Source organism: Streptomyces sp. HM190 (assembly GCF_009857135.1).
GTDB classification, from domain to species: domain Bacteria; phylum Actinomycetota; class Actinomycetes; order Streptomycetales; family Streptomycetaceae; genus Streptomyces; species Streptomyces heilongjiangensis.
Map to the genome: position 1 here is coordinate 4,182,312 of NZ_CP047318.1, position 25,306 is coordinate 4,207,617.

The window sequence follows — 25,306 nt, forward strand, 5'->3', positions numbered from 1 at the left end:
CGACGGTGTCAGTCCCGTTTGCAGATGCGGTCCAGGAGGTTGGCCGTCGCCCGTTGGATACGGGTGTCGACGTGGCCGGGGCGGTCCAGGGCGGGGGACCAGGCGAACGTTCCGGATGCGAAGACCCAGGCGCCGGAGGGGGCTCGGTAGAGGGAGGTCTCCTGGTGGCGGACGATGCCTTCGGGGTCCCGGTACGGGGAGTGGGCGAGGAGGATGCGGCCGTGGTGCTCGGGGAGGACGGTACGGGGGAAGTAGCGGTCGGCCTCGCCGGCGACCATGCCGTCCAGCTCGTCGCCCTCGTGGGCGCCGGTCGCGTCCCAGAGCCAGTGGTCGGCGTTGCGCACGACCAGGGGGTGGGGTTCGGGGACCCGGCCCTCGTACTGGATGCCCATCAACTGCTGCTCGGGGCGGTCGATTTCGCGCCACAACGCGGGTTTTCCGGGGCCCCGGCGTTTTCGGCAGGTGAGCAGCCGGTCGGGGACACCGGACGGGGACGGGCCCAACTCCACCTGCCAGTACATGGTGTTGGAGGACAGGAACACCAGGGAGATCCCGCTGTCGCGGGCGGTCTCGGCGCTGCGGCGCATCTGCGGCGACCAGTACTCGTCATGGCCGGGGAAGACCAGCCCCCGGTAGCGGGTGGGGTCGACGCGGCCGGAGTGCAGGTCGCGGGCGTCGGCGTAGGCGAGGTCGTAGCCGTAGCGCTCGGCCCAGCGGATGAAGTCGTAGGCGTGGCCCACGTGGAGGGGCAGGCCCGCGCCGGCGTAGGGGCGGTCGAAGGAGACGGTGGTCGCGGCGTGGGACTCGCCGAGCAGCCGGCCGTCCTCGTCCCAGGCGTGGTAGAAGCTGGCGCCGGTGCGGCCGTCCTCCGGATACAGGTTGTACGCCTGCCAGGTGATGTCGGGCATCAGGAGCAGCAGGTCGGCGGGCTGGTCGTCGCGGACGGTGAACGGCACGTGGGAGCGGTAGCCGTCGGCGGTGGTCAGGACCGCCACGTACGCGCCGATGTTCCAGTAGCTCGGGATCTGCAGCCGCCAGGACAGCCACCAGTGGTGGCAGGAGACCGTACGGTCGGCGGTCAGGGGCGGGGGCTGGACGATGCCGGACAGGCGAGGGCTGGTGGTGATCTTCGCGGCGCCGTCGCCGCCGTAGTGGCCGACGCGGTAGATGTCGACGGCGAATTCCTGGGGCGGGTCCACGGTGATGTGGAAGTCGATGGACTCGCCGGGCGCGGCGGCGCCGGTCGCGGTGAACCCCTTGATCTGGCGTCGTACGTCGTCGGCGGAGCGGGGACCGGACGTCGACCGCGGGGCGGGGATGCGGGCGTCGGCGGCCCTGGCGCCGGGGGGCAGCGTCGCCTGGTCCACGTACCAGGGGACGACCTGGCCCGTGTCGTCGAAGTACGTCACGCTGCCCCGGAGCCAGGGGACGGGGCCCTGGCCGAAGGGGTCGGTCACGGCGTGCGCGAGTGCGCCCGATTCCCAGCGGCGGACGCGGTGCTCCGTGCCCATGAGTTCTCCCCTCCCTCGCCCCCGTGAGCCGTCACAAGCCGTGCCGTGTACGCGAACCGTCCCAGCACATCACATTGAGCACGCACTCCGTCACCGTTCGTCGCGAATTGGTGAGAGTGGGAACCAGGGCTCCGGATACGGAGGGCGCAGGGCCGGCCCGGGTGGGGGTCAGACCAGGCGGACCGGCTTCTCCGGGCGGACGCCGAGGCGGCGGAGCCAGTCGCGCAGGGGGGCAGGATCGCCGTCCTCGACGAGGGTGAGGACGCGGGGGGCGAGGTCGGCTGCCCGTTCGCCGTTGACGAGGAGGGAGGGGCCGTCGAGCCAGTCGAGGCCGGGGACGGCGCCGGCCGTGTCCATCGCCGCGCAGCAGACCATCGCGGCGACGTGTTCGGCGAGCAGGTCGCGACCCGTGCGAGGCGGCTGCATCGGGAACAGCGGGAGCAGGCCGTCCTCCCACAGCGCCCGGTCCGGGCCCTGCGCCCCGGCGCCGGGCTGCTGCGCCGCGAGGGGCGCCGCCGCCTCCTCCCTCGCCAGCTCCGCGGTCAGCCCGGCGGCCAACGCGGCGGCCTGCACGGTGGCCGGCCCGTGCTCGTCGTCCTCGTCGTCCTCTTGGGAGGGGGTGAGGGGGGCCGTGGGGGCGGGGGTGGTTTCCGGGGTGGAGGGGTGGGGCGGGGGTCCGGCTGTGGCGCCGGGGGTCGATATGCGTCGGTGCTGTGGCTCGGGGGCGGGGTCCGTTCCTGGGGCCGGATCCGTACCGGGGGCAAGGTCCGTGCCGGGGGACGGGGTGGCGTCGTGCGGGGTGCCGGTGTCCGTGGGTCCGGTCCGCCGTCCGTCGGGACGGGCGTCGGGGTCCTCCGTGGGCGCCGTCAGGTGGTCCAGGACACGGGCGAGGGTGGGGCCGCCGGTCGGGTCCGGGCCGGTGCGGTCGGTGGCGCGGTGGACACCCAGCGCGTCGAGGACGCGGTGGAGCCGGGCCGCCTCCGTGCGCCATTTGCGGTCGACGACCTCGTCCGGGTACGCGTTCCAGTCGACGGGGGCCCAGTCGCGGCCGGCCTCGGCGGGGCCGCCGTGGAAGAGGCGTGCGGCGAGCAGCGACGCGGCCTCGTCGACCGTGCCGGGTTCTTCGAGGAGGTCGCAGGCGGGGCGCTCGCCGAGCCGGGAGGCGAAGCCCTCGGCGAGGCGGTCGCGGCGGGAGAGTTCCGTGAGGGCGGCGACGACGCCCGCGTCGAGACGGGACGGCCAGCGGCCCATCCGCCAGGCGGGCAGCGCGACACGGGTGAGGAGCCGGTCCCAGCCGGCGTAGGCGAGACCGACCTGCTCCTGGGCGACGATCCGCAGGCCGTAGTCCACGGCCTGTGCACGCTCGGCCGCGGCGGCCGCCACCCCCCGCTCCATCTCCGCGGCGTGGGCCCGGCAGCCGCGCAGGAGCAGCCTGGTCACCCAGCCGACGCCCGCCAGCACCGTACGGACCAGGGGGCCGTGCGTCGGGGCGGAGCTGACGGCGACGGCGGCGTCCAGACCGCGGACGAAACGCCGGGCCGCGGCTATGTCCGGGTGCGCCGACGGGCCCGTACCCGCGACGACCGGTGCCAGCACCGCCCGCAGCTCTCCCACCCGCATCCACCACAGGAACGGTGAGCCGATGACCAGTACGGGCGCGGTGGGCGGGCGGTGGCGGCGGTGCGAGGACAGTCCGGACGGGACGCCGGACGGGACGCGGGGCGGCAGGCGGGGCGGGATGCCGGGTGTGACGCCGGTTCCGGTCGTGCCGCCCGCTCCCGTCGCGGGGCCCGTCCCCGCCGTGGGGCCCGTCTCCGCCGTGGGGCCCGTCTCCGCCGTGGGGCCCGTCTCCGCCATGGGGCCTGAGGAGACTCCTCGGGCGGCGGCCGTCCCGTCGCCCGACGTACCGCCGGACGGTGCCGCGGCGGACGATGACGCCCCGGTCGAGGTGGCGGCCGACGGGGTGGCGGAGTGGCTGTCGGCTGCGGCGTGGGAGGTGTGGGTGCGGTCCTCCAGCCAGCTGTCGCAGTCGGGGGTGAGCGCTATCGCGGAGGGGGCGGGGACATCGAGGCGGTCCGCCAGGTCGCGGACCAGGCGGTAGAGGTCGGGCGCGGCGTCCTCGGCGATCGACACGGTGGGGCTCACGGCGGGCCGGGCCCGGGCCACGACGAGCGCGATACCGGTGGCGGCCAGCAGGACGAGGGCGGCGAGGCCGGAGACCACCCAACGTGCCGTGGACCAGAACTGGCCGGTGAGATGGCCGGTGGCGACGCCGGCCATCAGGACGACCGCGACGGCGGCCGGCAGCAGAGCCACGGCCAACGCGCGGCTGCGGACGCGCAGCACGGCGAGGGCCCGCGAGCGCGCGGCCCGCGCACCCGCCTCCTCACCACCCGCCATACCGCTCACGACCCGACGTCACCCCCTGCTGTCCCGCGCGGCGTGCGCCGCGACGGCTTCCCGTCGGCGTCGTGGCCGCCGAATGCCCTGACGTTGCTCACTCCCCCACTGTGGCACCCACGACTGACATCGCAATGCCGGTGGGCCAAGTGCCGGAACACTTGCGCCGCACCATAGTTGGGGCCTGGGCGCCCGTCAGCCGGTTGGCCCATCGGTCACTCGATGGAATGGCTTTGGGGAGAGGTGATCGACGCGGGGAGGGTTCGGGTCCTGCGAGCCGAAGCCCTTGGTGGGGGCTTGGGTGAGGGGCGCGGAGAGGGCTCGGACGACGCCGGGGAGGCTGGAGGCTCGTACGCGTCGGGGCGGTCCGCAACCGGATACGGCAAGGCGGCGGTACGGAGGCGGATGCGCCGGGCGCACGGCGCCCGGGGGCCGCGCGGGCCGTCCGACACGTCAGGCGTCAGGTGACCCGCGCGGCGGCGGGGTACGACGGTCCGGCACCCGAGTACGGCGGACCCGCGCCCGGGTACAGAGGCACGGGTCCGGCCGTCCGGCACCCGGGTACAGGGGCACGGGTCCGGCGATCCGGCGGCCGGTCAGGCCTCGGCTGCCGCCTTCGCCGCGATGTCGGAACGGTGCTGTGAACCGTCCAGGCCGATGCGGGCGACGGCGGTGTACGCGCGGTCGCGGGCCTGGGTGAGGTCCTTGCCGGTGGCCGTGACGGACAGGACGCGTCCGCCCGCGCTGACCACGGCGTCGCCGTCGCGCCTGGTCCCGGCGTGCAGCACGTACGCGTGCGGGGCGTCCACGGCGGCCACCTCGTCGAGCCCGGTGATGGGGTCACCGGTGCGCGGGGTGGCGGGGTAGTTGTGCGAGGCCACGACCACCGTGACGGCCGCGTCGTCGCTCCAGCGGAGCGGTTCGAGGTCGCCGAGGGTGCCGTTGGCGGCGGCGAGCAGGACACCGGCCAGCGGGGTCTTCAGACGGGCCAGGACGACCTGGGTCTCCGGGTCGCCGAAGCGGGCGTTGAACTCGATGACCCGTACGCCCCGGCTGGTGATCGCCAGGCCCGCGTAGAGCAGCCCGGAGAACGGGGTGCCGCGGCGGCGCATCTCGTCGACGGTCGGCTGGAGCACGGTCTGGAGGACCTCGTCGACCAGCTTCGGGTCGGCCCAGGGGAGGGGGGAGTACGCGCCCATGCCACCGGTGTTGGGGCCCTCGTCGCCGTCCAGCGCGCGCTTGAAGTCCTGGGCGGGCTGGAGCGGGAGCACGGTCGTGCCGTCGGTGATCGCGAAGAGGGATACCTCGGGACCGTCCAGGAACTCCTCGATGACGACCCGGCCGCAGGCGAGCGCGTGCTCACGCGCGGTGCCGAGGTCCGGGGTCACGACGACGCCCTTGCCGGCGGCGAGGCCGTCGTCCTTCACGACGTAGGGGGCCCCGAAGGCGTCGAGCGCCTCGTCGATCTCCTCGGGGGTGGTGCACACGTACGACCGCGCGGTGGGCACACCCGCGCCGGCCATGACCTCCTTGGCGAAGGCCTTGGAGCCCTCCAGTTGCGCGGCCTCCCCGGAGGGGCCGAACACCGGGACGCCCGCCTCACGGAGGGCGTCGGCGACACCCGCGACCAGGGGCGCCTCCGGGCCCACGACCACCAGGTCGGCCTCCAGGCGGGTGGCCAGCGCGGTCACGGCTGCGCCGTCCAGCGCGTCCACCGCGTGCAGCTCGGCGACCTCCGCGATGCCGGCGTTGCCGGGGGCGCAGTGGAGCGCGGTGACGTCGGAGTCGAGGGACAGAGAACGGCACAGCGCGTGCTCGCGGGCACCGCTACCGATGACGAGGACCTTCACGGAGTCAGCCTAACCGGCGGGGCGGGGTGGGTTTGTGGGGGCTTCCGAAGAGTGGGACGGCAGGAGTTTGTGGGATCAGACGAAGGCGACGTGTTCGTCCTACTCGTTCGCGATCTCCTCCACGACCGTCGCGCCCAGTTCGCGGACGATCAGTTCGTGACCGGAGAGGGCGGATTCGTCGAGGTCGGGGTCGTCGTCCTCGGGGGTGTCGTCCTCGGGGGATACCGGCGGGGGTTCCGGGGCCGGGGGTGGTGCGGAAGCGGCGGTGGGTGCGGCCGGGCCCGGCTGCTGGGGCGGCGGGGCCGGGGTGGACGGGTGGGGTGCCGTGGGCGACGCCTGGGGCGGTGCGGGGCGGGACGCCGGGGCGGGGGAGCCGCCGTGGCCGCCGCCCGCGCCTCCGCCGTAGCCGCCGTATCCACCGGGGGCCGGGGGCGCGTGACCACCGGCCGGTGCCGAACCGCCGCCCGACGTGTCGACGAGCGCCTCGATCTTCCAGTGGACGTTGAACTGCTCGCCCAGCGCCGCGCGCAGGACGTCCTCGCTGCCGCTGCTCGCGAAGTTGTCCCGTGCGCCCGCGTTGACGAAGCCGATCTGGAGCGTCGTGCCGTCGAAGCCGGCGACGTGCGCGTTCTGGCTCAGCAGGATCCAGGTGAACCGGCGGCGGTTCTTCACCGCCTCCAGGATGTTCGGCCAGAGCATGCGGGGGTCGAGCCCGCCGGGGGCCGGGTTGTACGCGGCGTGGGCCGGGTCGGACCGGTCCACCGGGGGCGGAGTCGGCCGGCCGTGTGCGGCGGACGGGGGCGGGGCGCCCTGGCCCGGCGCGGAGCCGGACGGGCCCGCGGGCGCCGCTCCACCACCGGCGGGCGCGGCCGTCGGCCAGCCACCGGGGCGCCGCCCGCTGCCGGCGGCGGCCGGTGTGGGCCAGGCTCCGGGACCGGCGGCGGGCGCGGCCCCCGGCACCGCGGCGGCGGGCGCGCCGGTGTGGGCGTGCGGCGGGCCCGCGGGCGCCCCCGACTGCCCCGACTGCCCCGGCCAGGCGGCGGGCGGAGTGCCCGGCGGGGCCTCCTGTGCGGCGGCGGGGGCAGCGGCGGCCCCGGCCGCCGGACCGCCCGCACCGGGCGCTCCGAGACCACCGGCGCCTCCGGCACCGTACGCGTCCGCACCCGGTCCACCGGCAGGACCGGCACCTGCGGCCGCCGGTGCTCCCTGGGCACCCGGCATCGCCGGGCCGCCGGTCGCCCCCGGGCCCCCGGCACCGCGGACCGCGGCCCGAGCCGCGGCCGGCCCGCCCCCCGGCGGTACCGGCGGGCCGGGGGCGACCGGCGGGGCCATGCCCATGGGCGCGCCCGCCGCGCCGTGCGCGTCGGGGCCGGGGACGTACCCCATGGCCGGGCCGGGGCCGGACGCGGAGAGGTTCACGCCGCGCTCCAGCCGGTCCAGGCGGGCCATGACGGAGCGTTCGTCGCCGTAGGTGGCGGGGAGGAGGACGCGAGCGCAGATCAGTTCGAGCTGGAGGCGGGGGGAGTTGGCGCCCCGCATCTCCGTGAGGCCCTCGTTGACGAGGTCGGCGGCGCGGCTCAGCTCGGCGGCGCCGAAGACGCCGGCCTGGGCCTGCATCCGCTCCAGGACGTCGGCGGGGGCGTCGATGAGCCCCTTCTCGACGGCGTCGGGCACGGCGGCCAGGATCACCAGGTCGCGCAGTCGCTCCAGCAGGTCGGCGACGAACCTCCGCGGGTCGTTGCCGCCCTCGATGACGCGGTCGACGACCTCGAAGGCCGCGGCCCCGTCGCCCGAGGCGAAGGCTTCGACGACCGAGTCGAGCAGCGACCCGTCCGTGTAGCCCAGCAGGGACGTGGCCATGGCGTAGGTCACACCCTCGTCCGTCGCGCCGGCCAGCAGCTGGTCCATGACGGACATCGAGTCACGCACGGATCCGGCGCCCGCGCGCACCACCAGCGGGAGGACGCCCTCCTCGATGGCGATCTTCTCCTTGCCGCAGACCTCGGCGAGGTAGTCGCGGAGCGTGCCCGGCGGGACGAGCCGGAACGGGTAGTGGTGCGTACGCGAACGGATCGTCCCGATGACCTTCTCGGGCTCGGTCGTGGCGAAGATGAACTTGAGGTGCTCCGGTGGCTCCTCGACCACCTTCAGCAGCGCGTTGAAACCGGCCGACGTGACCATGTGGGCCTCGTCGATGATGTAGATCTTGTAGCGGCTGGCGGCCGGTCCGAAGAACGCCTTCTCGCGCAGCTCACGGGCGTCGTCGACACCACCGTGCGACGCGGCGTCGATCTCGATGACGTCGATGGAGCCCGGACCGTTGCGCGCCAGGTCCTGGCACGACTGGCATGTGCCGCACGGGGTGGGCGTGGGCCCGTTCTCGCAGTTCAGGCAGCGCGCGAGGATGCGCGCGCTGGTCGTCTTGCCGCAGCCGCGCGGCCCGCTGAACAGGTACGCGTGATTGACCCGGTTGTTCCGCAGCGCCTGCTGCAGCGGGTCGGTGACATGCTCCTGCCCGATGACCTCGGCGAACGACTCCGGGCGATAGCGGCGGTACAGCGCGAGAGACGACACGCCTACGAGGTTATAGGCGCCCACTGACAACCCGGACGCCGCCGAAGCGGGACCGGCCGCCGAGCGGAACGTTCCCGGGACCACGCCCCGGCTCGCTCCCCAGCCCCCTCTGCCGGGCCCCCTTGCGCCGGGCCGACTCAGCGGGGCAACGCAAGACCCCCCACGCACCCGCCAGAGCCGACCTACCCTTGCTGCCTTCCGGCCCTGGGGGAGTTCAGTCAGATAGCGCCGCGTGAGGGGCTGCGCCCAGCCTACCCGATCCCCCGACCCCACCCGCCCGCCTCCCCACCTCGAAGCCTCCCGCTCGTCACCGACCTCGAACGAGTTCGCAAGCACCCTCCGCCGTCATGTAATGTTTCCGGCGGAGGATTCGCCTAGAGGCCTAGGGCGCACGCTTGGAAAGCGTGTTGGGGGCAACCCCTCACGAGTTCGAATCTCGTATCCTCCGCAGCCGCCTGAACAGGCGAAACGAAGGGCTGGACCGCTCAGTGCGGTCCGGCCCTTCCGCATGCCTTGGTTGCGGTTTCGGTTGCGTTCGTAGGCGACGTTCGGAACGTTGCGTCAGGCTGGGAAAGGCGCACGCTCACGTCCTATGGGGCGACCGGCACAGACTGCGGGGAGCCACACCGTCTGACGGCATGCGTCGCGACGGTTACCGGTCGCCAAGACCCCACACGATGAGTTGGCCGTCCTCAGCGGCGTCGAGGCAGAGGCAGTCGCCACCCTGAGCCGCCAGGCCGATCCACGCGGATCCGTCCATGGTCCCGGGACGAGGACGCGGTCACAGCCCGATCATCCGGACCTTGCTGCCGCACAGCCGGGTCATGTCATCGACATCCGACGTGAGGGTGGCGACCGGGCCAGGCTGACGCAGGGCCGCTTCCGCGACGGTGGCGTCGATCGCGTACTTGTGTCCGTGCAGACCGGCGGCCCTGAGCAGTTGGGCCGCCGCCTTGGCCGCTGCCTCCGTGATCGGCTCCACCTTGACCCGGGAGAGCGCCCGTTGCAGCCGCGGCAGGTTCACCCTGGCGTGGCTCACCTCCACGATGGTGTTGGCGCTGACGACGAGGTCCGCTCCCAGGTCGTGGAACACCTGGAACATCGCCAGAACCCCCGGATCGTGTGAGCGGCCGGGGTCTTCGGCGTGTTCCGTCCCGTTGATCGGGCTGGTGGATTCTGTGAGCGGGTCGGGGCGGCTTGTTCCGTGGCATTGTCCGCGCGGGTGCTTGCGGGGAAGCTGTGGTGAGCGGCTTCGGGGGTGTGCCGCCGGTGCCGTTCCCGGGCCGGCCGGTCCCGGCCCCGGGAACGGCACCGGCCCGCGCTCGTCCCGGCCGGGCGGACACCGTCGTGCGGCGGCTTCCGGCGTGGCGGGGGCCGGCGTGTGACGGAGGCAGTCGGAAGAGGCAGGAAGAGGCATGCACAGGACCGCACCTACCGGCACGACCGGTGCTCTGCCCGACGCCGTCGTGGCGCAGCGGCGTGTGCTGCGGGTGCTGGTGGCCTCCCAGGTCCTCTCCGGCGCCGGTCTCGCCGCCGGTGTCACCGTGGGGGCACTGCTCGCCCAGGACATGCTCGGCGCCACCAGCCTGGCCGGGCTGCCCAGTGCGCTGTTCACCGCGGGGTCCGCGCTGACCGCCGTCGCCGTGGGCCGGATCTCCCAGCGCCACGGACGCCGGCCCGGACTGGCCGCCGGCTATCTCACGGGAGCCGTCGGCAGCCTCGGTGTCATCACCGCCGCCGTCCTGGACAACCCCGTCCTGCTGTTCGTCGCCCTGTTCGTCTACGGTGCCGGGACCGCCACCAACCTCCAGGCCCGTTACGCCGGAGCCGACCTCGCCCCACCCGACCACCGCGCCCGTGCCGTGTCCACCGTGCTGGTCGCCACCACCCTCGGCGGCGTCGCCGGACCCAACCTCGCCGCCCCCACCGGCGCCTTCGCCGAGAAGCTCGGCATCCCCGGGCTGGCCGGCCCCTTCCTGCTGTCCGGTGCCGCCTACGCGCTCGCGGCGCTCGTCCTGGCCCTCCGGCTGCGGCCCGATCCGCTGCTCACGGCCCGCGCCCTCGCCGCAGCCGGGCCGGAGCCCGCCTCCCCCGACAGGACCACCGCGGCCGCCGCCGTGCCCGAGGGCCGCGGTGGCGTGGTGCTCGGCGCGCTGATCATGATCCTGACCCAGCTCGTCATGGTCGCGGTCATGACGATGACACCGGTGCACCTGCACGACCACGGCCACGGCACCGCCGCCTCCGGGCTCGTGATCGCCGTCCACATCGCCGCCATGTATCTGCCCTCGCCGCTGACGGGCCGGCTCGTCGACCGCTTCGGCCGGCTGCGGATCGCCGCCGCCTCCGGCATCACCCTGCTCGCCTCCGGGGTGCTCGCCGCCGCCGCGCCGGGCGACTCCGTCGCGCTCCTCACGCTGGCCCTGGCGCTGCTGGGCCTCGGCTGGAACTTCGGCCTCGTATCGGGCACCGCGATCATCACCGACGCCGTGCCGCTCGCCACACGCGCCAGGACCCAGGGCGTGGTCGACGTCTCCATCGCCGTCGCCGGTACCACCGGCGGCATCGGTTCGGGCATGGTCGTCGCCGCCGCCGGCTACCCCGTCCTTGCCCTCACCGGCGGGGTACTCGCTCTCGCGGTCCTGCCCGCTGTCGCGGCCACCGCCCACCGCCGCTGAACCCCGGCGGTCCCACGGTGCCACTCCCGGCCGGGGGTCAGCCGTCCCACGGCCAGTCCCCCGGCTCCGGGGTGCGGGGCAGGACGCTGGTGGTGAGGCGGCGGTAGGCCGCCCGGGCCTGGAGGAGACGTGCCAGGGCGGTGCCGGCGAGGGCCGCCGTGAGGAGGCAGACCAGCCAGAACGTGTCGCGGGGGTTGGCCCAGGTGAGGACGCCGGCCGGGGGTATCGCGAAGCCGTTGAGGAAGAGCCAGCACAGGGCGGCCGTGCCGGGGGCGGCGGTGAAGCGGGCGTACACGCCGAGCAGGGCGGACAGCAGGGAGAGCCCGGTCAGGGCGAGGCCGGGGCGGTCCGTGCCGACCAGGGCGTTGAGGACGGCGACCAGCGCCATCGCGCCGGCGAACGCCGCGGCCCACACCAGCGGTGTGGAGACGGGCTGGGGTACGGGGCGGGGGCCGGTGCCCAGGGACACCCACTGGATCATGCCTGCGCTTCCTTTCGGTCCTTGCCCCCGCCGCCCGGGCGGGGCCGCGGCCGGAGCGGGCGCGGCGGCGGTGTCGTCGGCCTCGGTCCGCACGACCGCCGGCGGGAGGGTACTGGGCAGGTCACCGGCGTCGACGCCGGAGGAGCCGGACGGGGATTCTCCCACCGGGGCGTCGTCCTCGCCTCGGCCAGGCCGTTCCCGGGTCTCGTTAGGGTGGCACCCATCGGGTTTCCGAAGACATGTCCGAACCAGACAGGGGGCAGGCCGTGGGTGCTCCGCGCCTCAGCAGTACACCGTTGCCGGGGATCGGTGTCCGGTACGACCTCAACACCCGTGAGCACAGGCGGCTTTCCGTCGTGGCGCACCGGGACGGGTCACGGACGTTCAGCGCGTACCGGGAGGACGATCCCGACGCGTGCGCGTTGTCGGTACGGCTGACGGGGAGCGAGGCGACCGCACTCGTGGACGCGTTGATGCCGGACCACCACAGCCCCAACCTGCTGTCCACGACCGAACTGGGTCTGGTCGCGGAGCGGATCGAGCTGGCCTCGACGTCGTACTGGAACGGACGGCTCCTCGGGGACACCCGGATGCGGACCGAGACGGGCGCGTCGATCGTGGCCGTACTGCGGCGGGCGGAGGCGATTCCGTCACCGGCGCCGGACTTCCGGCTGGCCGGCGGGGACACGCTCATCGTGATCGGCACCCGTGAGGGTGTGGAGGCGGCCGCCTCGATACTCGGCCGGGAGTGAGCGGCCCCATGCACGTCTCCGCACAGTTCTCCGCGCCCCTCGCGGCCCAGGCGCCGCCGCAGTTCGCCTCGTCCGTGGGGCTGGCGTCCGAGTCCTCCGGGCACTCCTCCGCCGTCTTCCTCATCGAGTTCGGCGCGATCATCCTCGGGCTCGGGCTGCTCGGGCGGTTCGCCGCCCGGTTCCGCCTCTCCCCCATCCCCCTGTACCTGCTGGCCGGGCTCGCGTTCGGGGAGGGCGGGCTGCTGCCGCTCGGCACGAGCGAGGAGTTCGTGGCGATCGGCGCCGAGATAGGCGTGATCCTTCTGCTGCTCATGCTGGGTCTGGAGTACACCGCCAGCGATCTCGTCTCCAACCTCAAGACCCAGTACCCGGCGGGGCTCGTGGACGCCGCGCTGAACGCGCTGCCCGGGGCGGCCATGGCGTTGCTGCTGGGCTGGGGGCCGGTCGCCGCCGTGGTGCTCGCCGGTGTCACCTGGATCTCCTCCTCCGGTGTCATCGCGAAGGTCCTCGGCGACCTGGGGCGGCTCGGCAACCGCGAGACGCCGGTCATCCTGAGCATCCTGGTCCTGGAGGACCTCTCCATGGCCGTCTACCTGCCGATCGTCACCGCCCTGCTGGCCGGGGTGGGGCTCGCGGCGGGCAGCGCGACCCTCGCCATCGCCCTGGGCACGGCCGGGCTCGTCCTGCTGGTCGCGGTGCGGTACGGGCGCCACATCTCCCGCTTCGTCTCCAACGACGATCCCGAGAAGCTGCTGCTGGTCGTGCTGGGGCTGACGCTCGTCGTCGCCGGGCTCGCCCAGCAGCTCCAGGTGTCCGCGGCGGTCGGCGCGTTCCTCGTGGGCATCGCGCTGTCCGGGGAGGTCGCCGAGGGGGCGCACAGTCTGCTGGCGCCCCTGCGGGATCTGTTCGCCGCCGTGTTCTTCGTCTTCTTCGGCCTGCACACCGATCCGGCGAGCATCCCGCCGGTGCTGTTGCCCGCGCTCGTACTGGCCGTCCTCACCGCGCTGACGAAGATCGCCACCGGGTACTGGGCCGCCCGCCGGGCCGGGATCTCCGCGAAGGGCCGCTGGCGGGCGGGCGGCACGCTGGTCGCGCGCGGCGAGTTCTCCATCGTCATCGCCGGGCTCGCCGTCACCGCCGGCATCGAGCCGTCGCTGGGGCCGCTGGCCACCGCGTACGTCCTGATCCTGGTCATCGCGGGCCCGCTCACCGCCCGCTTCACCGAGCCGGTCGCCCTGTGGGTGACGGGCCGGCTGCGGAAGCCGGCGGACGGGCAGCCGGACACCGCCGTCGCCGCGGCGGACAGCAGCGCGCCGTCGGACTCCGCAGCCCTGACCGGGGCGGCGCACGAGGTCCTGCCGGCGGAGGAGCGGGACACCGCCGAGCGGCCCTGAGGACCGGTGCGGTCCGGCGCCGGCGGCTCGCACTGCCGACCGCCTCGCGCCCCCGTGAGCAGGGGCCTCGGCGCCGGCCGGGGCCCCTCGCTCGTGCTCGGCCCCGTCGACCGGGGCCCCTCACTCCTGCTCGGCCCCGCGGGCTTCGTCCTGCTCGGCCCGGCCGCTTACTCCTGCTCGGCCTCGTCGAAGCTGGCGAAGTAGGCGGCGGCCATGTCCTCGTCGGCGTGGCCCCGGGCGGCGGCGCGGGCGAGGCGTTCGGCGCCGGCCTCGGCCACGTCGAGGCGGACCCCGTGGCGCTGTCCCGCCTCGACGATCAGCCGGGCGTCCTTGGCGGCGGTGGCCACGGCGAAGGACGCCGGGGAGAGCCTGTCGTCGAGGATCAGCGCGGACTTGGCGCGCAGGTAGCCCATGTCGAGGGGGCCGCCGTCGATGATCTCGAAGAAGGACCGCGGGTCGACGCCGAGGGCCTTGGCCAGGGCGAGTGTCTCCCCGGCCGCGTTGGTGGCGGCGAGCACCCAGCTGTTGGCGACGAGCTTGAGCCGGGTGGCGGTGCCCGCCGCTCCGTCCTCACCGGTCCACACCGTGCGGGCGCCCACGGCGTCGAGGACGGGCGTCACCGTGTCCCGCCCCACCGCCGGGCCGGCCGCGAGGACCGTCAGTTGCCCCGCCTCGGCGGGCTGCCGGGTGCCGAGGACCGGGGCGTCGTAGTAGGCCAGGCCGTGTTCGCCGGCCAGGGCCGCCAGCGCGGCGACGTCATCGAGCCCGGCGGTGGTGGACTGCACCCAGGCGGCGCCCGCGCGCAGGGCCGGTGCCGCCTCGCGCATCACGTCCCGCACGGTCGCCCCGTCGTACAGCATCGTGAGGACGACGTCGGCGTCCCGTACGGCCTCGGCGGGGGTGTCGACGACGCGGACGCCGTCGGCGGTCAGCGGTTCGGCCTTCTCGCGGGTACGGTTCCACGCGCGCACGGGGTGCCCGGCCCGGACGAGGTTGCGGGCCATCGCGGCCCCCATGATGCCGGTGCCCAGGACGCCGACGGTCGGCTTGTCGCCCATCACGTGATCTCCCATCGACTTCCCGGACCACCACTCTCCTTCTCGCCCCCGGAGCCTACTTCCCCGACCGCGCCGACCGGCGTCTCTCCGTACGGCGCGGCCCGTACCGCTCGTGCCCGGCTCGTGCCCGGCTCTGGCTGGCTGAAAGGGGCCGCCGGGCGGGTAGGACGGGTAGGGGCGTGTACGACCGTCACACCGGGCGGGGAACGCCACGGGGTGAACGGAGCGCGGTGAACGGCACTCGGTGATCAGTGACCGGTGAACGGCGAGCGATGAGGGGCGAGCGATGAACAGCGACAGCACAGGAGCCGTCGACGGGCTCGACGTACGACCCGCCTCGGGGTACATCGGCGCCGAGATCCACGGCGTGGACCTCTCCGGGCCCCTGGACGACCGCACCGTCGACGGCATCCGCTCGGTGCTGCTGCGCTGGAAGGTGGTGTTCTTCCGGGGGCAGCGGCTGGACCACGCCGGGCAGATCGCGTTCGCGCGGCGCTTCGGGGAGCCGATCCGGCTCCGCTCGCGCGGCTCGGTGTCGCCGGCGGAGCACCCCGAGATCGAGACGACCGCCGACCGCCAGGAGCTGGGCCGCAAGCACGGCATGGACCAGGCCGAATGGCTGGAGCGCCGCCGTCACTCCACGCTGCGCGGCTGGCACGGCGACCACACCGCCCGCGTCGACCCGCCCGCCCTCACCCTCCTGCGCGCCGAAGAGGTGCCCCCGTACGGCGGCGACACCACCTGGGCCAACCTGGCCACCGCCTACGCCGGACTGTCCGAGCCCGTACGCCGGTTCGCCGACGGGCTGCGCGCCGAGCACCGTCTCGGCGTCGGCTACCTCGCGCGTTCCGGCCCCGACCCGTATCTGCGCCACCTCCAGGACCATCAGGTGGCCTCGGTGCACCCCGTCGTCCGCGTGCACCCCGAGACCGGCGAACGCGTCCTCTTCGTCAACCCGTACTACGTCGAGAACATCGTCGACGTGACCAGGGCGGAGAGCCGACTGCTGCTGGAGATGTTCGTCGAGCAGATCACGCGCCCCGAGTACACCGTCCGCTTCCGCTGGGAGCCGGGCTCCGTGGCCCTCTGGGACAACCGGGCCACCGTCCATCTGGCCCCCAACGACACCGCGCACCTGGGGTTCCCGCGCATCATGCACCGGGTGATGCTGGCCGGGGAGCCGCCCGTCGGGGTGGACGGCACCGCGTCGAAGTCACTCGTGGGCGCGCCGCTGCACGAACCCCACGACGGGTAGCCGACCGGCCGTCCGATCGCCCGTACGCGGCGCGCTGTGCCGGGCCGGGCCGGGCCGCTCCGGGCCAGGCAGGGCCGTTCCGGGCCGGGTGGCCGAGTAGTCGTCGGTGCGAATCCGGGTAACCGGCACCGCATGGGTGAGCTGCTGGTCGGAACCTGCTCCTGGACGGACCGCGCGCTCCTGGACGGCGGCTGGTATCCACGCGGGCGGCGCGACGCCGAGTCCCGACTGCGGTACTACGCCGAGCGGCTCCCGGTCGTCGAGGTTCAACAACTGCTGCGCCGACGCGGCCGTCCGCGCGGCGGGGACGATGCGGCGCCTGCTGGCCGGGGAAGCGGGCGGGGGCGCTGCCGGGCCTCAGGGGCTGTAGTCCCTAGCCGACCTTGACCTTCTTCTCCACCGTGACCTGGTCGATGTCCGTCGTACGGACCGTCAGCTTCATCGTCCAGGTGCCCGGCAGGGGGATCTGGAGGGTGTCGGTGGCCCAGTAGCCGCCCCGGTCGGTCAGCTTGGCGTCGATCGGGCCGACCTTCTGCGCCTTCAGCGTGAAGGTGAGCCGCAGTTCGGGAACGGTCGCGATGCCGTCGTCGGGGCCGAACACCACGGCCTGGATGGAGTTCTTGCCGACCTTGCCCGGTCCGAGGTCGATCTGGACCTTGCCGTGCCCGTTCGGGGTGCCCATGTCGAACGGTACGACGGTCGAGGAGGCCGTGATCTCGTCCTCCGCCGCGGCCCCGGTCCCCCGCGCGCTCTCCGCCACCGCCCGGCCGGGCAGGGTGCCCGTCAGCACGGTCGTGATCACCAGCACAATCACCGCCACGGTGAACTCGGCGAGCACGCTGCGGCGCAGGGCGAGACGGTGGGGGTCTGCGGGTTCGGTGGGGGCGTCGGTGCCCTTGGCGGAGCCGTAGCCGGAGCCGGCATCGGAGCCGGAGCCGGAGCCGGCATCGGCATCGGTGGTGGAGACCGGGGACGCGTCGGCCCCCGTCCCCCCGTCCACACGGGCCACCGCCCCCACCGGTTGCGGCACCCGGGTCTCCGCCACGACCGACGTCTTCCTGGCCCTTCCCGCGCTCCCGGCGTGCACCGCAGCCCCGACGGTCCTGCCGATCTCGTCGGCCTCGTCGGCCTCGTCGGCCCCGGCGTTCTCCGCACCGTCCTCGGCCTCCGCCCCCTGAGAGGCCCCGGCCTCCCGCTCGCGCCCGGCGTCCCCGGCCGACGCCGCTCCCAGCCGCGCCGTCCACCGTCGGGAGATCGCGGCCGCGGCCAGCAGCAGGGCGACCGCGGCCAGCTTGGCGAGGAGGACCTGGCCGTACGCCGTGGTGGTGAGGGCGGACCAGGAGCCGAGGCCGCGCCAGGACTGGTAGACGCCGGTGACGACCAGGACGACCACGGAGGCGAAGGCCAGGCGGGAGAAGCGGGCGACGACGGCGGCCGACAGCGTCTCCGGGGCCCGGTACAGCACGGTCAGCAGCGCGGTCATACCGCCCAGCCAGACGGCCATGGCGAGCAGGTGGAGCACGGAGGAGGTCATCGCCACCGGCACCTGGATGCCCGCGGAGGCGTGCTCGGCGGCGGCCCAGGTCCCGGCGAGCCCGGCCGAGAGCAGCACCCCGGCACCGGCCGCGCCCCGCCCCCAGTCCTCCTGACGGCGGACCCGGACGAGGAGGAAGAGGACTCCCGCGAGGAGTGCGAGCCGCGCCAGCAGCGCGAGCCCCGGACGGGTGCCGACCGTGCCGGCGAGGACGGACGGGTCGAGGACGGCGCCGACGCCGTTGCCCCGTTCGTACGGTCCGCGCAGGAGCAGCAGGACCACCGAGGCCAGCGCCAGGGCCAGCCAGCCGGACAGGAGCAGCCTGCGGAGCGTGCCGTTGGCCCGGCCGAGGACGCCGGTCACGAAGACGGTGACGCCGATGAGCAGGGCGAGGGCGCCGTACGCGAAGTAGCGGGTGATGTCGTAGAGGGAGGCGGTGAGGGGGTCCTCGGTGAGGTCGGTGGGGAGGGTCGCGGAGGTGGCGGAGGGTTCGCCGACGGAGAAGAGCAGGGCGCCGGAGATGGGGTGGCTGTCGGCGGAGATCACCCGCCAGGCGACGGTGTACGTGCCGTCGGCCAGACCGGCGGGCAGGGTGACGCGGGCCGTGTCGGACCGGTCGCCGGACCGCCCCGGCTTCCCCGTGTCGACCGCGCGGTTCTCGGGGTCGATGACGCGGATGGAGTCCTGGAGGAGGCTCACCGGTTCCGTGAAGGTGAGGGTGACGTCCTTCGGCGCGGAGTCGAGGACGCTTCCGTCGGCGGGGTCGGCGCCCTTGAGCGCCGCGTGCGCCGACGCGGTCCCGGCGCCGCCGAGCAGGAACAGCACCAGCACGGTGCCGAGCAGCACCAGACGCCCGACACGGGGAAGGCCCCGCACGCTCCTCCCACCGGTCCGGCCCCCACCGGTTCCGTCCTGTCGACTCACGTCCCTGTCACTGCGTCGGCCCACGTCGCGCTCCGGATCCACTGTCGCCGGCTCGGATTCCTCCGAGTAGGTACGGGCGCCGGGAAGCGTGTGTTCACCACGGATCCCGGACGTCCGCCGTCATTCCCTCCCCAGCTCCGCGATGAGCGCGGCCCGCTCGGGATACCGCCGCGCCAACTCCCCCGCGTCGCCGTGCTCGTACCCCTCATACGTGAACCCCGGCGCCATCGTGCAGCCGAACAGCGTCCACGCGCCGTCGCCGCCCAGCACCCGCGCGCCCATCCAGGTCCCGGCGGGCACGACGTACTGCACGTGCTGCCCGCCGAGCACGTCCGGCCCGAGCACGACGGCGTCGGAGGAGCCGTCGGGGCGCAGGAGGAGCAGCTGGAGGGGGTCGCCGAGGTGGAAGTGCCAGATCTCGTCGGCCGGCAGCCGGTGCAGCGCCGAGCAGTCGCCCGGCTCGGTGGTGAGCAGGGCGACGATCGCGGTCCCCTCCGGCCGCCCGTCGGCCCGCGCGGGCCCCGCCCACGTCTGGCGGAAGCGTCCGCCCTCCCAGGGGATGGGCTCCAGCGCGTAGTGCGCGATCAGGTCCTCAGGAGTCACCCGCCCACGCTACGCCGGACGGCTGCCGCCCGAACACCGTCTCCCGGCGCAGGAACGCCAGCTGCGCCCGCTTCTCCGGCAGGTACACGTCGGGCAGGTCGATCTCCGGCAGCACGACCACCGGCCCCCGTTCGAAGCCCTGCCGCAGGAACCGCGCGATCGCCTTCTCGTTCCGCACGTCCGGGTCGACGACCACCCGCCGCCGGTCCAGGCCGACCAGCACGAACGCCGTGAAGGCCGCCAGCACCGAGGCCGACCAGCCGGACCGCGCCCCGTCCCGTCCGGCGGGCGCCAGCAGGACGTGCACGCCGATGTCGCCGGGCTCGACGGCGTAGCACTCGCCGACCCGGTCGGCGTCCGGCTCGTACGTCTGGAGGAGTCCGACGGGTGCGCCGTCGTGCAGCGCGAGGAAGGCGTGGTGGGTGTCGAGGGTGTCGAGGTGGGCGTAGACGTCCCGGACCTGCTCCTCGGTGAGCCCGTTCATGCCCCAGAACGTGGCCCGGGGTTCGCTCACCCAGCCGTGGACGACACCCGCGTCGGCCTTCGGGTCCAGCGGCAGGACGCGGACGGTGCCGAAGCCGTCGATCACCTGCTCGTGGACGGCCGCGCGACCGCCGTACGCGTCAACGCTCATCGTCGTTCTCCTCGCTGTCCTTGCTGTCGCTGCTGTCGTTGCGGTCGCTGCTGTCGTTGCTGTCGCCGATGCCGCCGATGTCGTTGCAGTCGCTGTTGTCGCTGCCGTCACTGCTGGGCTTGCCGTGCGGACCGGGCTTGCTGCCCGGGCCGTCCTCGTCGTGCCCGGTGTCCCGGGTGAGCCGGTCCCAGTCGGTCACGACCGGTACCAGCTCCCCGCGGAGCCAGAGGGGGAGCTGGTCGCGGTGGTGGGCGGAGCCGGTCACGCCGGACGCCCCGAACGGCACCACCCAGAGGCTGTCCTCGCGCCGGGCCAGGTCCCACACGTAACGGGCGGCGGGTCCACGCGCGCTGAGGTCGGTGATCCCGGGGACGGCGGAGGTGCACAACACGCAGTCGTGGTCGCCCGCGAGCCCCGGCTCCGGGTCCGCGGCGGACGGGTCGGCGGGGTCGAGCGCCCGCCACGGCGCGAGCCGGTGGCTGTCGCCCCACGGCCCGAACGCGCCGCCCGCCACCTCCTCCAGCGCCTCCCGCACGAGCCCTGCGCGGTCGATCCCGTACAGTTCCTCGGCCCGCAGCAGGTGTTCGAGCGCGAACCCGATCCGCACGGTGAGCGAGAGCCAGGGCCGGAAGACGTCCGGGTACGCGGGCGGCGCGGCCAGCGCCGCGAAGGCGGGCTGGGCGGCGAGCCGTCGGACGACCGCGCCGCGCACCGCCGCGAACGCCGCGGCCTCGACGCTGTCGGCCGCCATCCGCCGGTCCCAGCCCAGCAGCCGTGCACGCAGACCGGCCGCGGCCGGCGTAAGACGGTCGGAGCCGCCTGAACCGCCCGGCACATCCGAGCCGTCCGAGCCGTCCGAGCCGTCGGGTCCGTCGGGGAGGGCGGCCAGGTGGTCCAGCAGCGGCCCGGCGGAGGCGAGATGGGTGTCCATGTGGATGGCCGGCATGTCCGGCGCCGACCAGACCGGCCGCTCGGCCAGCAACTCCCGGATGCGGTCGGCCCGGTGGGGCGGCGCGAACTCCACGCCGAGCGGGGTCGCCGGGCCCCGCTGGTTCGCCATGACGGCGACGCCGTCCTCGACCGTGCCGTACGGCGTCTCGTGCCAGCCCTCCCAGGCATGGCCCGGCTCCCACGCGGGAACGATCCTCCGGCGGTTGTCCGCGCCGCGGACCGGCACCCGCCCCGCCACCCTGTGCAGCACCCCGCCCTCGGTGTCCGCGGCCTGCACGACGTTCACCGGCTCGGCCCACAGGTCCAGCGCCCGGTCCACGTCGGCGACCTCACGCGCCCGCAGGAGGGGGAGCAGCGCGCTCATCCCGAGGTCCTCGGTGACCCGCGGCGGGTAGCGCAGGCTGACGGGGCCGACGGAGGCGACGCCGGAAGCGGCGGTGGTGCCCGTGCCGACCGCGGCGACGACGCCGGCGCCGGCGGCCTTGCCCGCGTCCGCGTCGGTGGCCGTATCCGCACCGGCACCGGCTTCGGCGTCGGCCCGCGGGTCGCAGCCCCCGATGACGACCGGCCCCCGGGCGGTCTCGACGACCTCCACCTCGACGGGGTTCCCGCCGGCGACCTCGACGGTCTCGACGTGCCGGTGCGCGGCCCGCCACCGCCCGTCCGGGTCGAGCGCCTCCACGCCCCCGGTCGCGGTGCGCCGCAGCCGCTCCCGGTAGAGGTCCTGGTAGTCGGCCATGGCGTTGGTGATCGCCCAGGCCACGTGCCCGGTGTGGCCGAAGTGGGCGATGCCGGGCAGGCCCGGGACGGCGAACCCCACGACGTCGAACTCGGGGCAGGAGAGGCGGATCTGCTGGTAGACCCCGGGGTCCTCGATGAACCGGTGCGGGTCACCGGCGATGACGGCCCGCCCCGTGGCCGTACGAGTTCCGTCGACCAGCCAGCCGTTGCTCCCCGCGGTGCCGGGCCCGTCGGTGGCGAACAGGCCCACGGCGTCGGCGCCCAGGTGGCGCACGACCTCCTCGCGCCAGAGCTTCGCGGGGAACCCGGCGAAGAGGATGTGCGTGGCCAGCCACACCCCGAGCGGGTGCCAGTCCTCCCAGCGCCCGGGGGCGAGCCCGGTCCGCTCGAACTCGGGTGCGCGCCCGGCCCCTTCGGCGAGCCCCTCGTTGACCCCGTCGACATACGCGCGGACCCAGTCGGCGGTGCCGGGGTCCTGTCTCTCCAGGCGGGCGAAGCAGCGTCTGGCGGTGTCGTCGAGTCTCGCCCGTCTCGCGAACAGGTCCCAGCCGAGCGCGTCCGCACCGAGGAAGGCCGCCGACGTGCCCTGGGACCGGTGGCGCTCGACCTCCAACTGCCAGGCCCGGTCGTGTGCGGTGACCCGCCCCTGGGCGCGGGCGAGCGCACGGGCGTCGGCGGCGCGGAGGTGGGGGATGCCCCAGGCGTCCCGGTAGGTCTCGGTGCTCATGTCTGTCCCTGAAGTGACACTGTGGTTTAGGTTAGCCTCACCTAATCAATGATGAGGGAAGCGTACGCGAAGGGTGCAGGCGTCATGGGGCAGGGTCACGGCTGGGAGGGCGCGGTCCTCAGAATGCTGCGCGCGAAGGACTTCGTCTTCACCGTCACGGGTGCCGAACAGGTCACCGACGACTACCGGCGGATCCACCTCACCGACGGCGGCATGCTCGCGGCGACGGGGGTCCACCCCACGATGTGGGTACGGCTCTGGTTCGCGCCCACCGGGGCGACGGGGGCCGCGGCCCGCCCGCACCAGCGCGCGTACACCCTCGTCGACCCCGACCCGGCCGCCGGGACCTTCAGCCTGGAGTTCGCCCTCCACGAGGGGCGGGCCAGCGACTGGGCGCGCTCCGCCAAGCCGGGCGACACGATCGAGGCGACCGTCCACGGCACCGGCTTCACCGACCCGGACCCGGTCCCCTCCCGCATCCTCGCCATCGGCGACCCGGCCTCGCTCCCGGCCATCAACTCGCTGCTGGGCGCGCTGCCCTCGACCCCCACGACGATCTGGTTCGAGACCCCGGCCGAGAACGGCTCCGACGGCGTGGGCGGCCTCCCGCTGCGCCACGACCCCGACCGCCACGACCTCCGCCCGGTCCCCCGCAGGGACGCAGGCCGGCACCTCGTCACCCGGGTCAGGTCGGACGCCCCGGCGCTGCTGGAGGACACCCCCGACCCGTACGTCTGGATCGCCTGCGACACCGCCACGACCCGCTCCCTCACCGCGTACTTCCGCAAGGAGCTGGGCCTGCCGAAGCAGCGGATACAGGCGCTGGGGTACTGGCGGCCCTAGTTGTATTGACCCGTCAGGCAACGCGCCCCGTCGCGACGCCCGGCACGCACTCTCGCCGCACCCGGCACAAGCCCGAGTACATCCAGCACGAGGACGTGCGCCCGGCACGCCGAGAGCACGCACCGGACGCCGCTCCTCGACGGGCAAACGTCACCTGCCGCGGCACTGGAAGGCGCACGGGGCCACGCGGCACCGGCCCTCCCGTGAGGAGACCCGCGCTGCGGCGGGTCGGCACGCCCAGGGACCGAGGCTGGCGGGCACAGGGCTGCGGCGGGGCGGTGGCCGGGCTGCGAGGGGACGGTGGCCGGGCCATCATCAGGGGCATGAACGTCACCCTTCACCTCGCCCAGGATCCCGAGGCCGACGCACTCCTCGGGCGCAGTCCGCTCGCCGCGCTGGTCGGCATGCTGCTGGACCAGCAGGTGCCGATGGAGTGGGCGTTCAAGGGCCCCTCGACCATCGCAGGGCGGCTCGGCTCGGACGACCTCGACGCGCACGAGATCGCCGCGATGTCCCCGGAGTCGTTCGCCGGGATCCTCTCCGCCAAGCCGGCGGTCCACCGCTACCCCGGCTCCATGGCCAAGCGGATCCAGCAGCTCTGCCAGTACCTCGTGGAGCACTACGACGGTGACGCGAGCGGGGTCTGGACGGACGCGGGGACGGGCCGGGAACTGCTGGCCCGGCTGGAGGCCCTGCCCGGCTTCGGCCGCCAGAAGGCGCAGATCTTCCTCGCGCTCCTCGGCAAGCAGCTCGGAGTCCGGCCTGAGGGGTGGCGGGAGGCGGCGGGGGCCTACGGCGAACCGGACTCCTTCCGTTCCGTGGCCGACATCCGGGGCCCCGAGTCGCTCGCCAAGGTCCGGGCGCACAAGCAGGAGATGAAGGCGGCGGCGAAGGCGAAGAAGCAGAGCGCCGGGTGAGACGGGTCTCGCCGGTTGAGGGGGCCGCGCCAGGCGAGCGGGCCTTCCGTCGCCGTTGAGGGCGGGGGCGGGGGCGGGGCCCTACGACCCTCGGCCCGGCCCATCGCCCCGGCCGTCGGCCCGGCCCATCGCCCCGCTCGTCGGCCCGGCGGTCGGCCCGGCCGTCGGTGTTTCGGCGCGGGGGTGTTGTCGACCCGCCCTAGAAATGGGGCGGCCGGGGCAGTCCGACGGCCACCGGACCTTCGGGGCCGGTCGCGCGGTTCCCCGTGCCCCTGGAGGGGGCTTCGCCCCTACCCCGCAGCCGCTTGCTCATCCTCAGGGCCCGTTGCCGTACGCCGAATAGGGGGTTCTTCGGGCGGCTCGATGCGAGAAGGGCGCTCGGCGGGCAGACAGTCCCCGTGAGCACGACCCCACACGCCCCCGTCGCCGTACGACTGTGGCTGCGTGTGCTCGTGCTGGCCCTCGCCCTGGCCCTCCCGGCCGCCCACGGCACCGCTCACGCGAGTGCCGTGTCGCCCGTGTCCAGCGAGTCGGCCCTCGTCGAGTACGACCTCGTGGAAACCGCCCCCCGGCCGCCGTCCCGGCACCACCAGCGGCCCGCCGCCGCGGCCCGCCCGGCGGCCCCCGCCGCCGGTTCACCGGTCCCGGCCAGGGCGGAACGCCCCCGTCCCGCACCGGCCCCGCCCCGGTCCGCGTGCACCCCGTACGTCCTGCGCTCCGTGGTCCTGCGCTGCTGAGCGAGCCGTTCCCGCAGCTCACCGCCGCGAGAGACCGCGGCACGGAAACCGCTCAGAACCCAGCACAGGACAGGAACACAGCCATGCCCAGCGACCCGTACACGGTCCTGCGCGCCCTCCTCCGCGCGGAGGCCGTGCGCAGCGCGCCCAAGGCACGCCCCGAGCAGCACCCGGAACGCGGCCGGGACCCCGAGGGCGGGGAACGACACCGCCCGAAGGCCCCCGAGGCCGACTGAGACCGGGCGCCGTCCGGGCGCCCGGGAGCCGTACGTTCCCGGGCGCCCGGACCGCCGGGACGGCAGGGGCGGCACCCCACCGGGCCACAGGGAATGCACCGTTTGACCGATTCACGGAACCTTTTGCCGGGTCGCACTCCGTCGCCATGGCTGCGCCCGGAACGTCTCGACCGGTAGGCTTTCCGTGTGATCTTCAAGCGCATCGGAAACGGCCGGCCGTACCCCGACCACGGCCGGGAAAGCACCCGGCAGTGGGCGGACGTCGCGCCGCGCCCGGTCCGCCTCGATCAGCTCGTGACGACCAAGGGGCAACTGGACCTGGAAACCCTCCTCGCCGAGGACTCCACGTTCTACGGCGACCTCTTCGCGCACGTGGTGAAGTGGCAGGGCGACCTCTATCTGGAGGACGGCCTCCACCGCGCCGTCCGCGCGGCCCTCCAGCAGCGCCAGGTCCTGCACGCCCGCGTCCTCGAACTGGACTGAGGGGCCCCACCCGCCGGCCCCAC

General features: G+C 74.5%; 21 protein-coding genes, 1 tRNA gene, 1 other RNA gene and 1 pseudogene. 12 read left to right on the forward strand and 12 right to left on the reverse strand.

The window, feature by feature from the left end:
- Window positions 1-8: 8 nt before the first annotated feature.
- The 5 genes from GSY65_RS17750 to ffs form a co-directional block, all read right to left on the reverse strand.
- A complete protein-coding gene (locus tag GSY65_RS17750; protein WP_159769663.1) occupies window positions 9-1,511 on the reverse strand; it encodes a N,N-dimethylformamidase beta subunit family domain-containing protein in 1,503 nt (500 codons plus the stop codon).
- Between the two features lie 168 nt (window positions 1,512-1,679).
- Entirely contained in the window at window positions 1,680-3,911 is a 2,232-nt protein-coding gene (locus GSY65_RS17755; protein ID WP_159776102.1) for a hypothetical protein, read from the reverse strand.
- Between the two features lie 596 nt (window positions 3,912-4,507).
- Window positions 4,508-5,761 carry a phosphoribosylamine--glycine ligase gene (purD, locus tag GSY65_RS17760; protein WP_159769666.1) on the reverse strand — a complete coding sequence of 418 codons (1,254 nt, stop codon included), beginning with the start codon at window positions 5,759-5,761 and terminating at the stop codon, window positions 4,508-4,510.
- Window positions 5,762-5,860: 99 nt separating this feature from the next.
- Complete coding sequence (locus GSY65_RS17765; protein WP_159769669.1) at window positions 5,861-8,335, reverse strand: DNA polymerase III subunit gamma and tau; 2,475 nt, start codon at window positions 8,333-8,335, stop codon at window positions 5,861-5,863.
- A 148-nt stretch (window positions 8,336-8,483) separates the two neighbouring features.
- An RNA gene (ffs, locus tag GSY65_RS17770) (signal recognition particle sRNA small type) lies at window positions 8,484-8,580 on the reverse strand.
- A 118-nt stretch (window positions 8,581-8,698) separates the two neighbouring features.
- Between ffs and GSY65_RS17775 the strand changes: the two genes are divergently transcribed.
- Window positions 8,699-8,783 (forward strand) — tRNA-Ser (locus GSY65_RS17775).
- Window positions 8,784-9,116: 333 nt separating this feature from the next.
- On the opposite strand, the gene GSY65_RS17780 is transcribed toward GSY65_RS17775, so the two are convergent.
- On the reverse strand, window positions 9,117-9,497 hold the full coding sequence (locus GSY65_RS17780; protein WP_443043297.1) for a DNA-binding protein: 381 nt from the start codon (window positions 9,495-9,497) through the stop codon (window positions 9,117-9,119).
- A gap of 253 nt (window positions 9,498-9,750) precedes the next feature.
- On the opposite strand from GSY65_RS17780, the gene GSY65_RS17785 reads away from it, so the two are divergent.
- Window positions 9,751-11,013, forward strand: coding sequence for an MFS transporter (locus GSY65_RS17785; RefSeq protein WP_159769672.1), 1,263 nt, complete (start codon window positions 9,751-9,753; stop codon window positions 11,011-11,013).
- A 37-nt stretch (window positions 11,014-11,050) separates the two neighbouring features.
- On the opposite strand, the gene GSY65_RS17790 is transcribed toward GSY65_RS17785, so the two are convergent.
- Complete coding sequence (locus tag GSY65_RS17790) at window positions 11,051-11,494, reverse strand: hypothetical protein (RefSeq protein WP_159769675.1); 444 nt, start codon at window positions 11,492-11,494, stop codon at window positions 11,051-11,053.
- Between the two features lie 239 nt (window positions 11,495-11,733).
- On the opposite strand from GSY65_RS17790, the gene GSY65_RS17795 reads away from it, so the two are divergent.
- The 3 genes from GSY65_RS17795 to GSY65_RS17805 are packed head-to-tail and all read left to right on the forward strand — an operon-like array spanning window position 11,734 to window position 13,844.
- Window positions 11,734-12,246: a cation:proton antiporter regulatory subunit gene (locus GSY65_RS17795; RefSeq protein ID WP_159769678.1), complete on the forward strand. Its 513-nt coding sequence runs from the start codon at window positions 11,734-11,736 to the stop codon at window positions 12,244-12,246.
- A gap of 8 nt (window positions 12,247-12,254) precedes the next feature.
- Entirely contained in the window at window positions 12,255-13,640 is a 1,386-nt protein-coding gene (locus GSY65_RS17800) for a cation:proton antiporter (RefSeq protein ID WP_236579864.1), read from the forward strand.
- Window positions 13,641-13,694: 54 nt separating this feature from the next.
- Complete coding sequence (locus tag GSY65_RS17805) at window positions 13,695-13,844, forward strand: hypothetical protein (RefSeq protein WP_159769681.1); 150 nt, start codon at window positions 13,695-13,697, stop codon at window positions 13,842-13,844.
- Here GSY65_RS17805 and GSY65_RS17810 read toward each other — a convergent pair.
- Window positions 13,808-15,046: an NAD(P)-dependent oxidoreductase gene (locus GSY65_RS17810; protein WP_268978207.1), complete on the reverse strand. Its 1,239-nt coding sequence runs from the start codon at window positions 15,044-15,046 to the stop codon at window positions 13,808-13,810. The genes GSY65_RS17805 and GSY65_RS17810 overlap by 37 nt on opposite strands.
- On the opposite strand from GSY65_RS17810, the gene GSY65_RS17815 reads away from it, so the two are divergent.
- Both GSY65_RS17815 and GSY65_RS33815 read left to right on the forward strand, forming a co-directional pair.
- Window positions 14,985-15,953, forward strand: coding sequence for a TauD/TfdA dioxygenase family protein (locus GSY65_RS17815; protein WP_159769687.1), 969 nt, complete (start codon window positions 14,985-14,987; stop codon window positions 15,951-15,953). The two genes, GSY65_RS17810 and GSY65_RS17815, sit on opposite strands and share 62 nt — an antisense overlap.
- 132 nt (window positions 15,954-16,085) lie before the next feature.
- Window positions 16,086-16,220, forward strand: a pseudogene (locus GSY65_RS33815) (DUF72 domain-containing protein); the annotation flags it as partial.
- A 106-nt stretch (window positions 16,221-16,326) separates the two neighbouring features.
- Here GSY65_RS33815 and GSY65_RS17825 read toward each other — a convergent pair.
- The 4 genes from GSY65_RS17825 to GSY65_RS17840 all read right to left on the reverse strand — a co-directional run bounded on the left by GSY65_RS17825 (window position 16,327) and on the right by GSY65_RS17840 (window position 22,067).
- Window positions 16,327-18,333, reverse strand: coding sequence for a copper resistance CopC/CopD family protein (locus tag GSY65_RS17825; protein ID WP_201452806.1), 2,007 nt, complete (start codon window positions 18,331-18,333; stop codon window positions 16,327-16,329).
- Window positions 18,334-18,531: 198 nt separating this feature from the next.
- Window positions 18,532-19,014 (reverse strand): cupin domain-containing protein, encoded by a 483-nt coding sequence (locus GSY65_RS17830; RefSeq protein ID WP_159769693.1) that lies wholly within the window; start codon window positions 19,012-19,014, stop codon window positions 18,532-18,534.
- Window positions 19,004-19,648 carry a GNAT family N-acetyltransferase gene (locus tag GSY65_RS17835; RefSeq protein ID WP_159769696.1) on the reverse strand — a complete coding sequence of 215 codons (645 nt, stop codon included), beginning with the start codon at window positions 19,646-19,648 and terminating at the stop codon, window positions 19,004-19,006. Before GSY65_RS17835 ends, GSY65_RS17830 begins: the two co-directional genes overlap by 11 nt.
- Complete coding sequence (locus GSY65_RS17840) at window positions 19,638-22,067, reverse strand: penicillin acylase family protein (RefSeq protein WP_159769699.1); 2,430 nt, start codon at window positions 22,065-22,067, stop codon at window positions 19,638-19,640. Before GSY65_RS17840 ends, GSY65_RS17835 begins: the two co-directional genes overlap by 11 nt.
- An 84-nt stretch (window positions 22,068-22,151) precedes the next feature.
- Between GSY65_RS17840 and GSY65_RS17845 the strand changes: the two genes are divergently transcribed.
- From GSY65_RS17845 to GSY65_RS17860, 5 genes are all read left to right on the forward strand, one after another.
- A complete protein-coding gene (locus GSY65_RS17845; protein WP_159769702.1) occupies window positions 22,152-22,910 on the forward strand; it encodes a siderophore-interacting protein in 759 nt (252 codons plus the stop codon).
- 323 nt (window positions 22,911-23,233) lie between these two features.
- Window positions 23,234-23,827: an HhH-GPD-type base excision DNA repair protein gene (locus GSY65_RS17850; RefSeq protein ID WP_159769705.1), complete on the forward strand. Its 594-nt coding sequence runs from the start codon at window positions 23,234-23,236 to the stop codon at window positions 23,825-23,827.
- Window positions 23,828-24,225: 398 nt separating this feature from the next.
- Window positions 24,226-24,564: a hypothetical protein gene (locus tag GSY65_RS17855; protein ID WP_159769708.1), complete on the forward strand. Its 339-nt coding sequence runs from the start codon at window positions 24,226-24,228 to the stop codon at window positions 24,562-24,564.
- Window positions 24,565-24,647: 83 nt separating this feature from the next.
- On the forward strand, window positions 24,648-24,800 hold the full coding sequence (locus tag GSY65_RS33325) for a hypothetical protein (RefSeq protein ID WP_201452576.1): 153 nt from the start codon (window positions 24,648-24,650) through the stop codon (window positions 24,798-24,800).
- Window positions 24,801-24,986: 186 nt separating this feature from the next.
- Window positions 24,987-25,283 (forward strand): type II toxin-antitoxin system VapB family antitoxin, encoded by a 297-nt coding sequence (locus GSY65_RS17860; protein ID WP_003999914.1) that lies wholly within the window; start codon window positions 24,987-24,989, stop codon window positions 25,281-25,283.
- Window positions 25,284-25,306 lie beyond the last annotated feature (23 nt).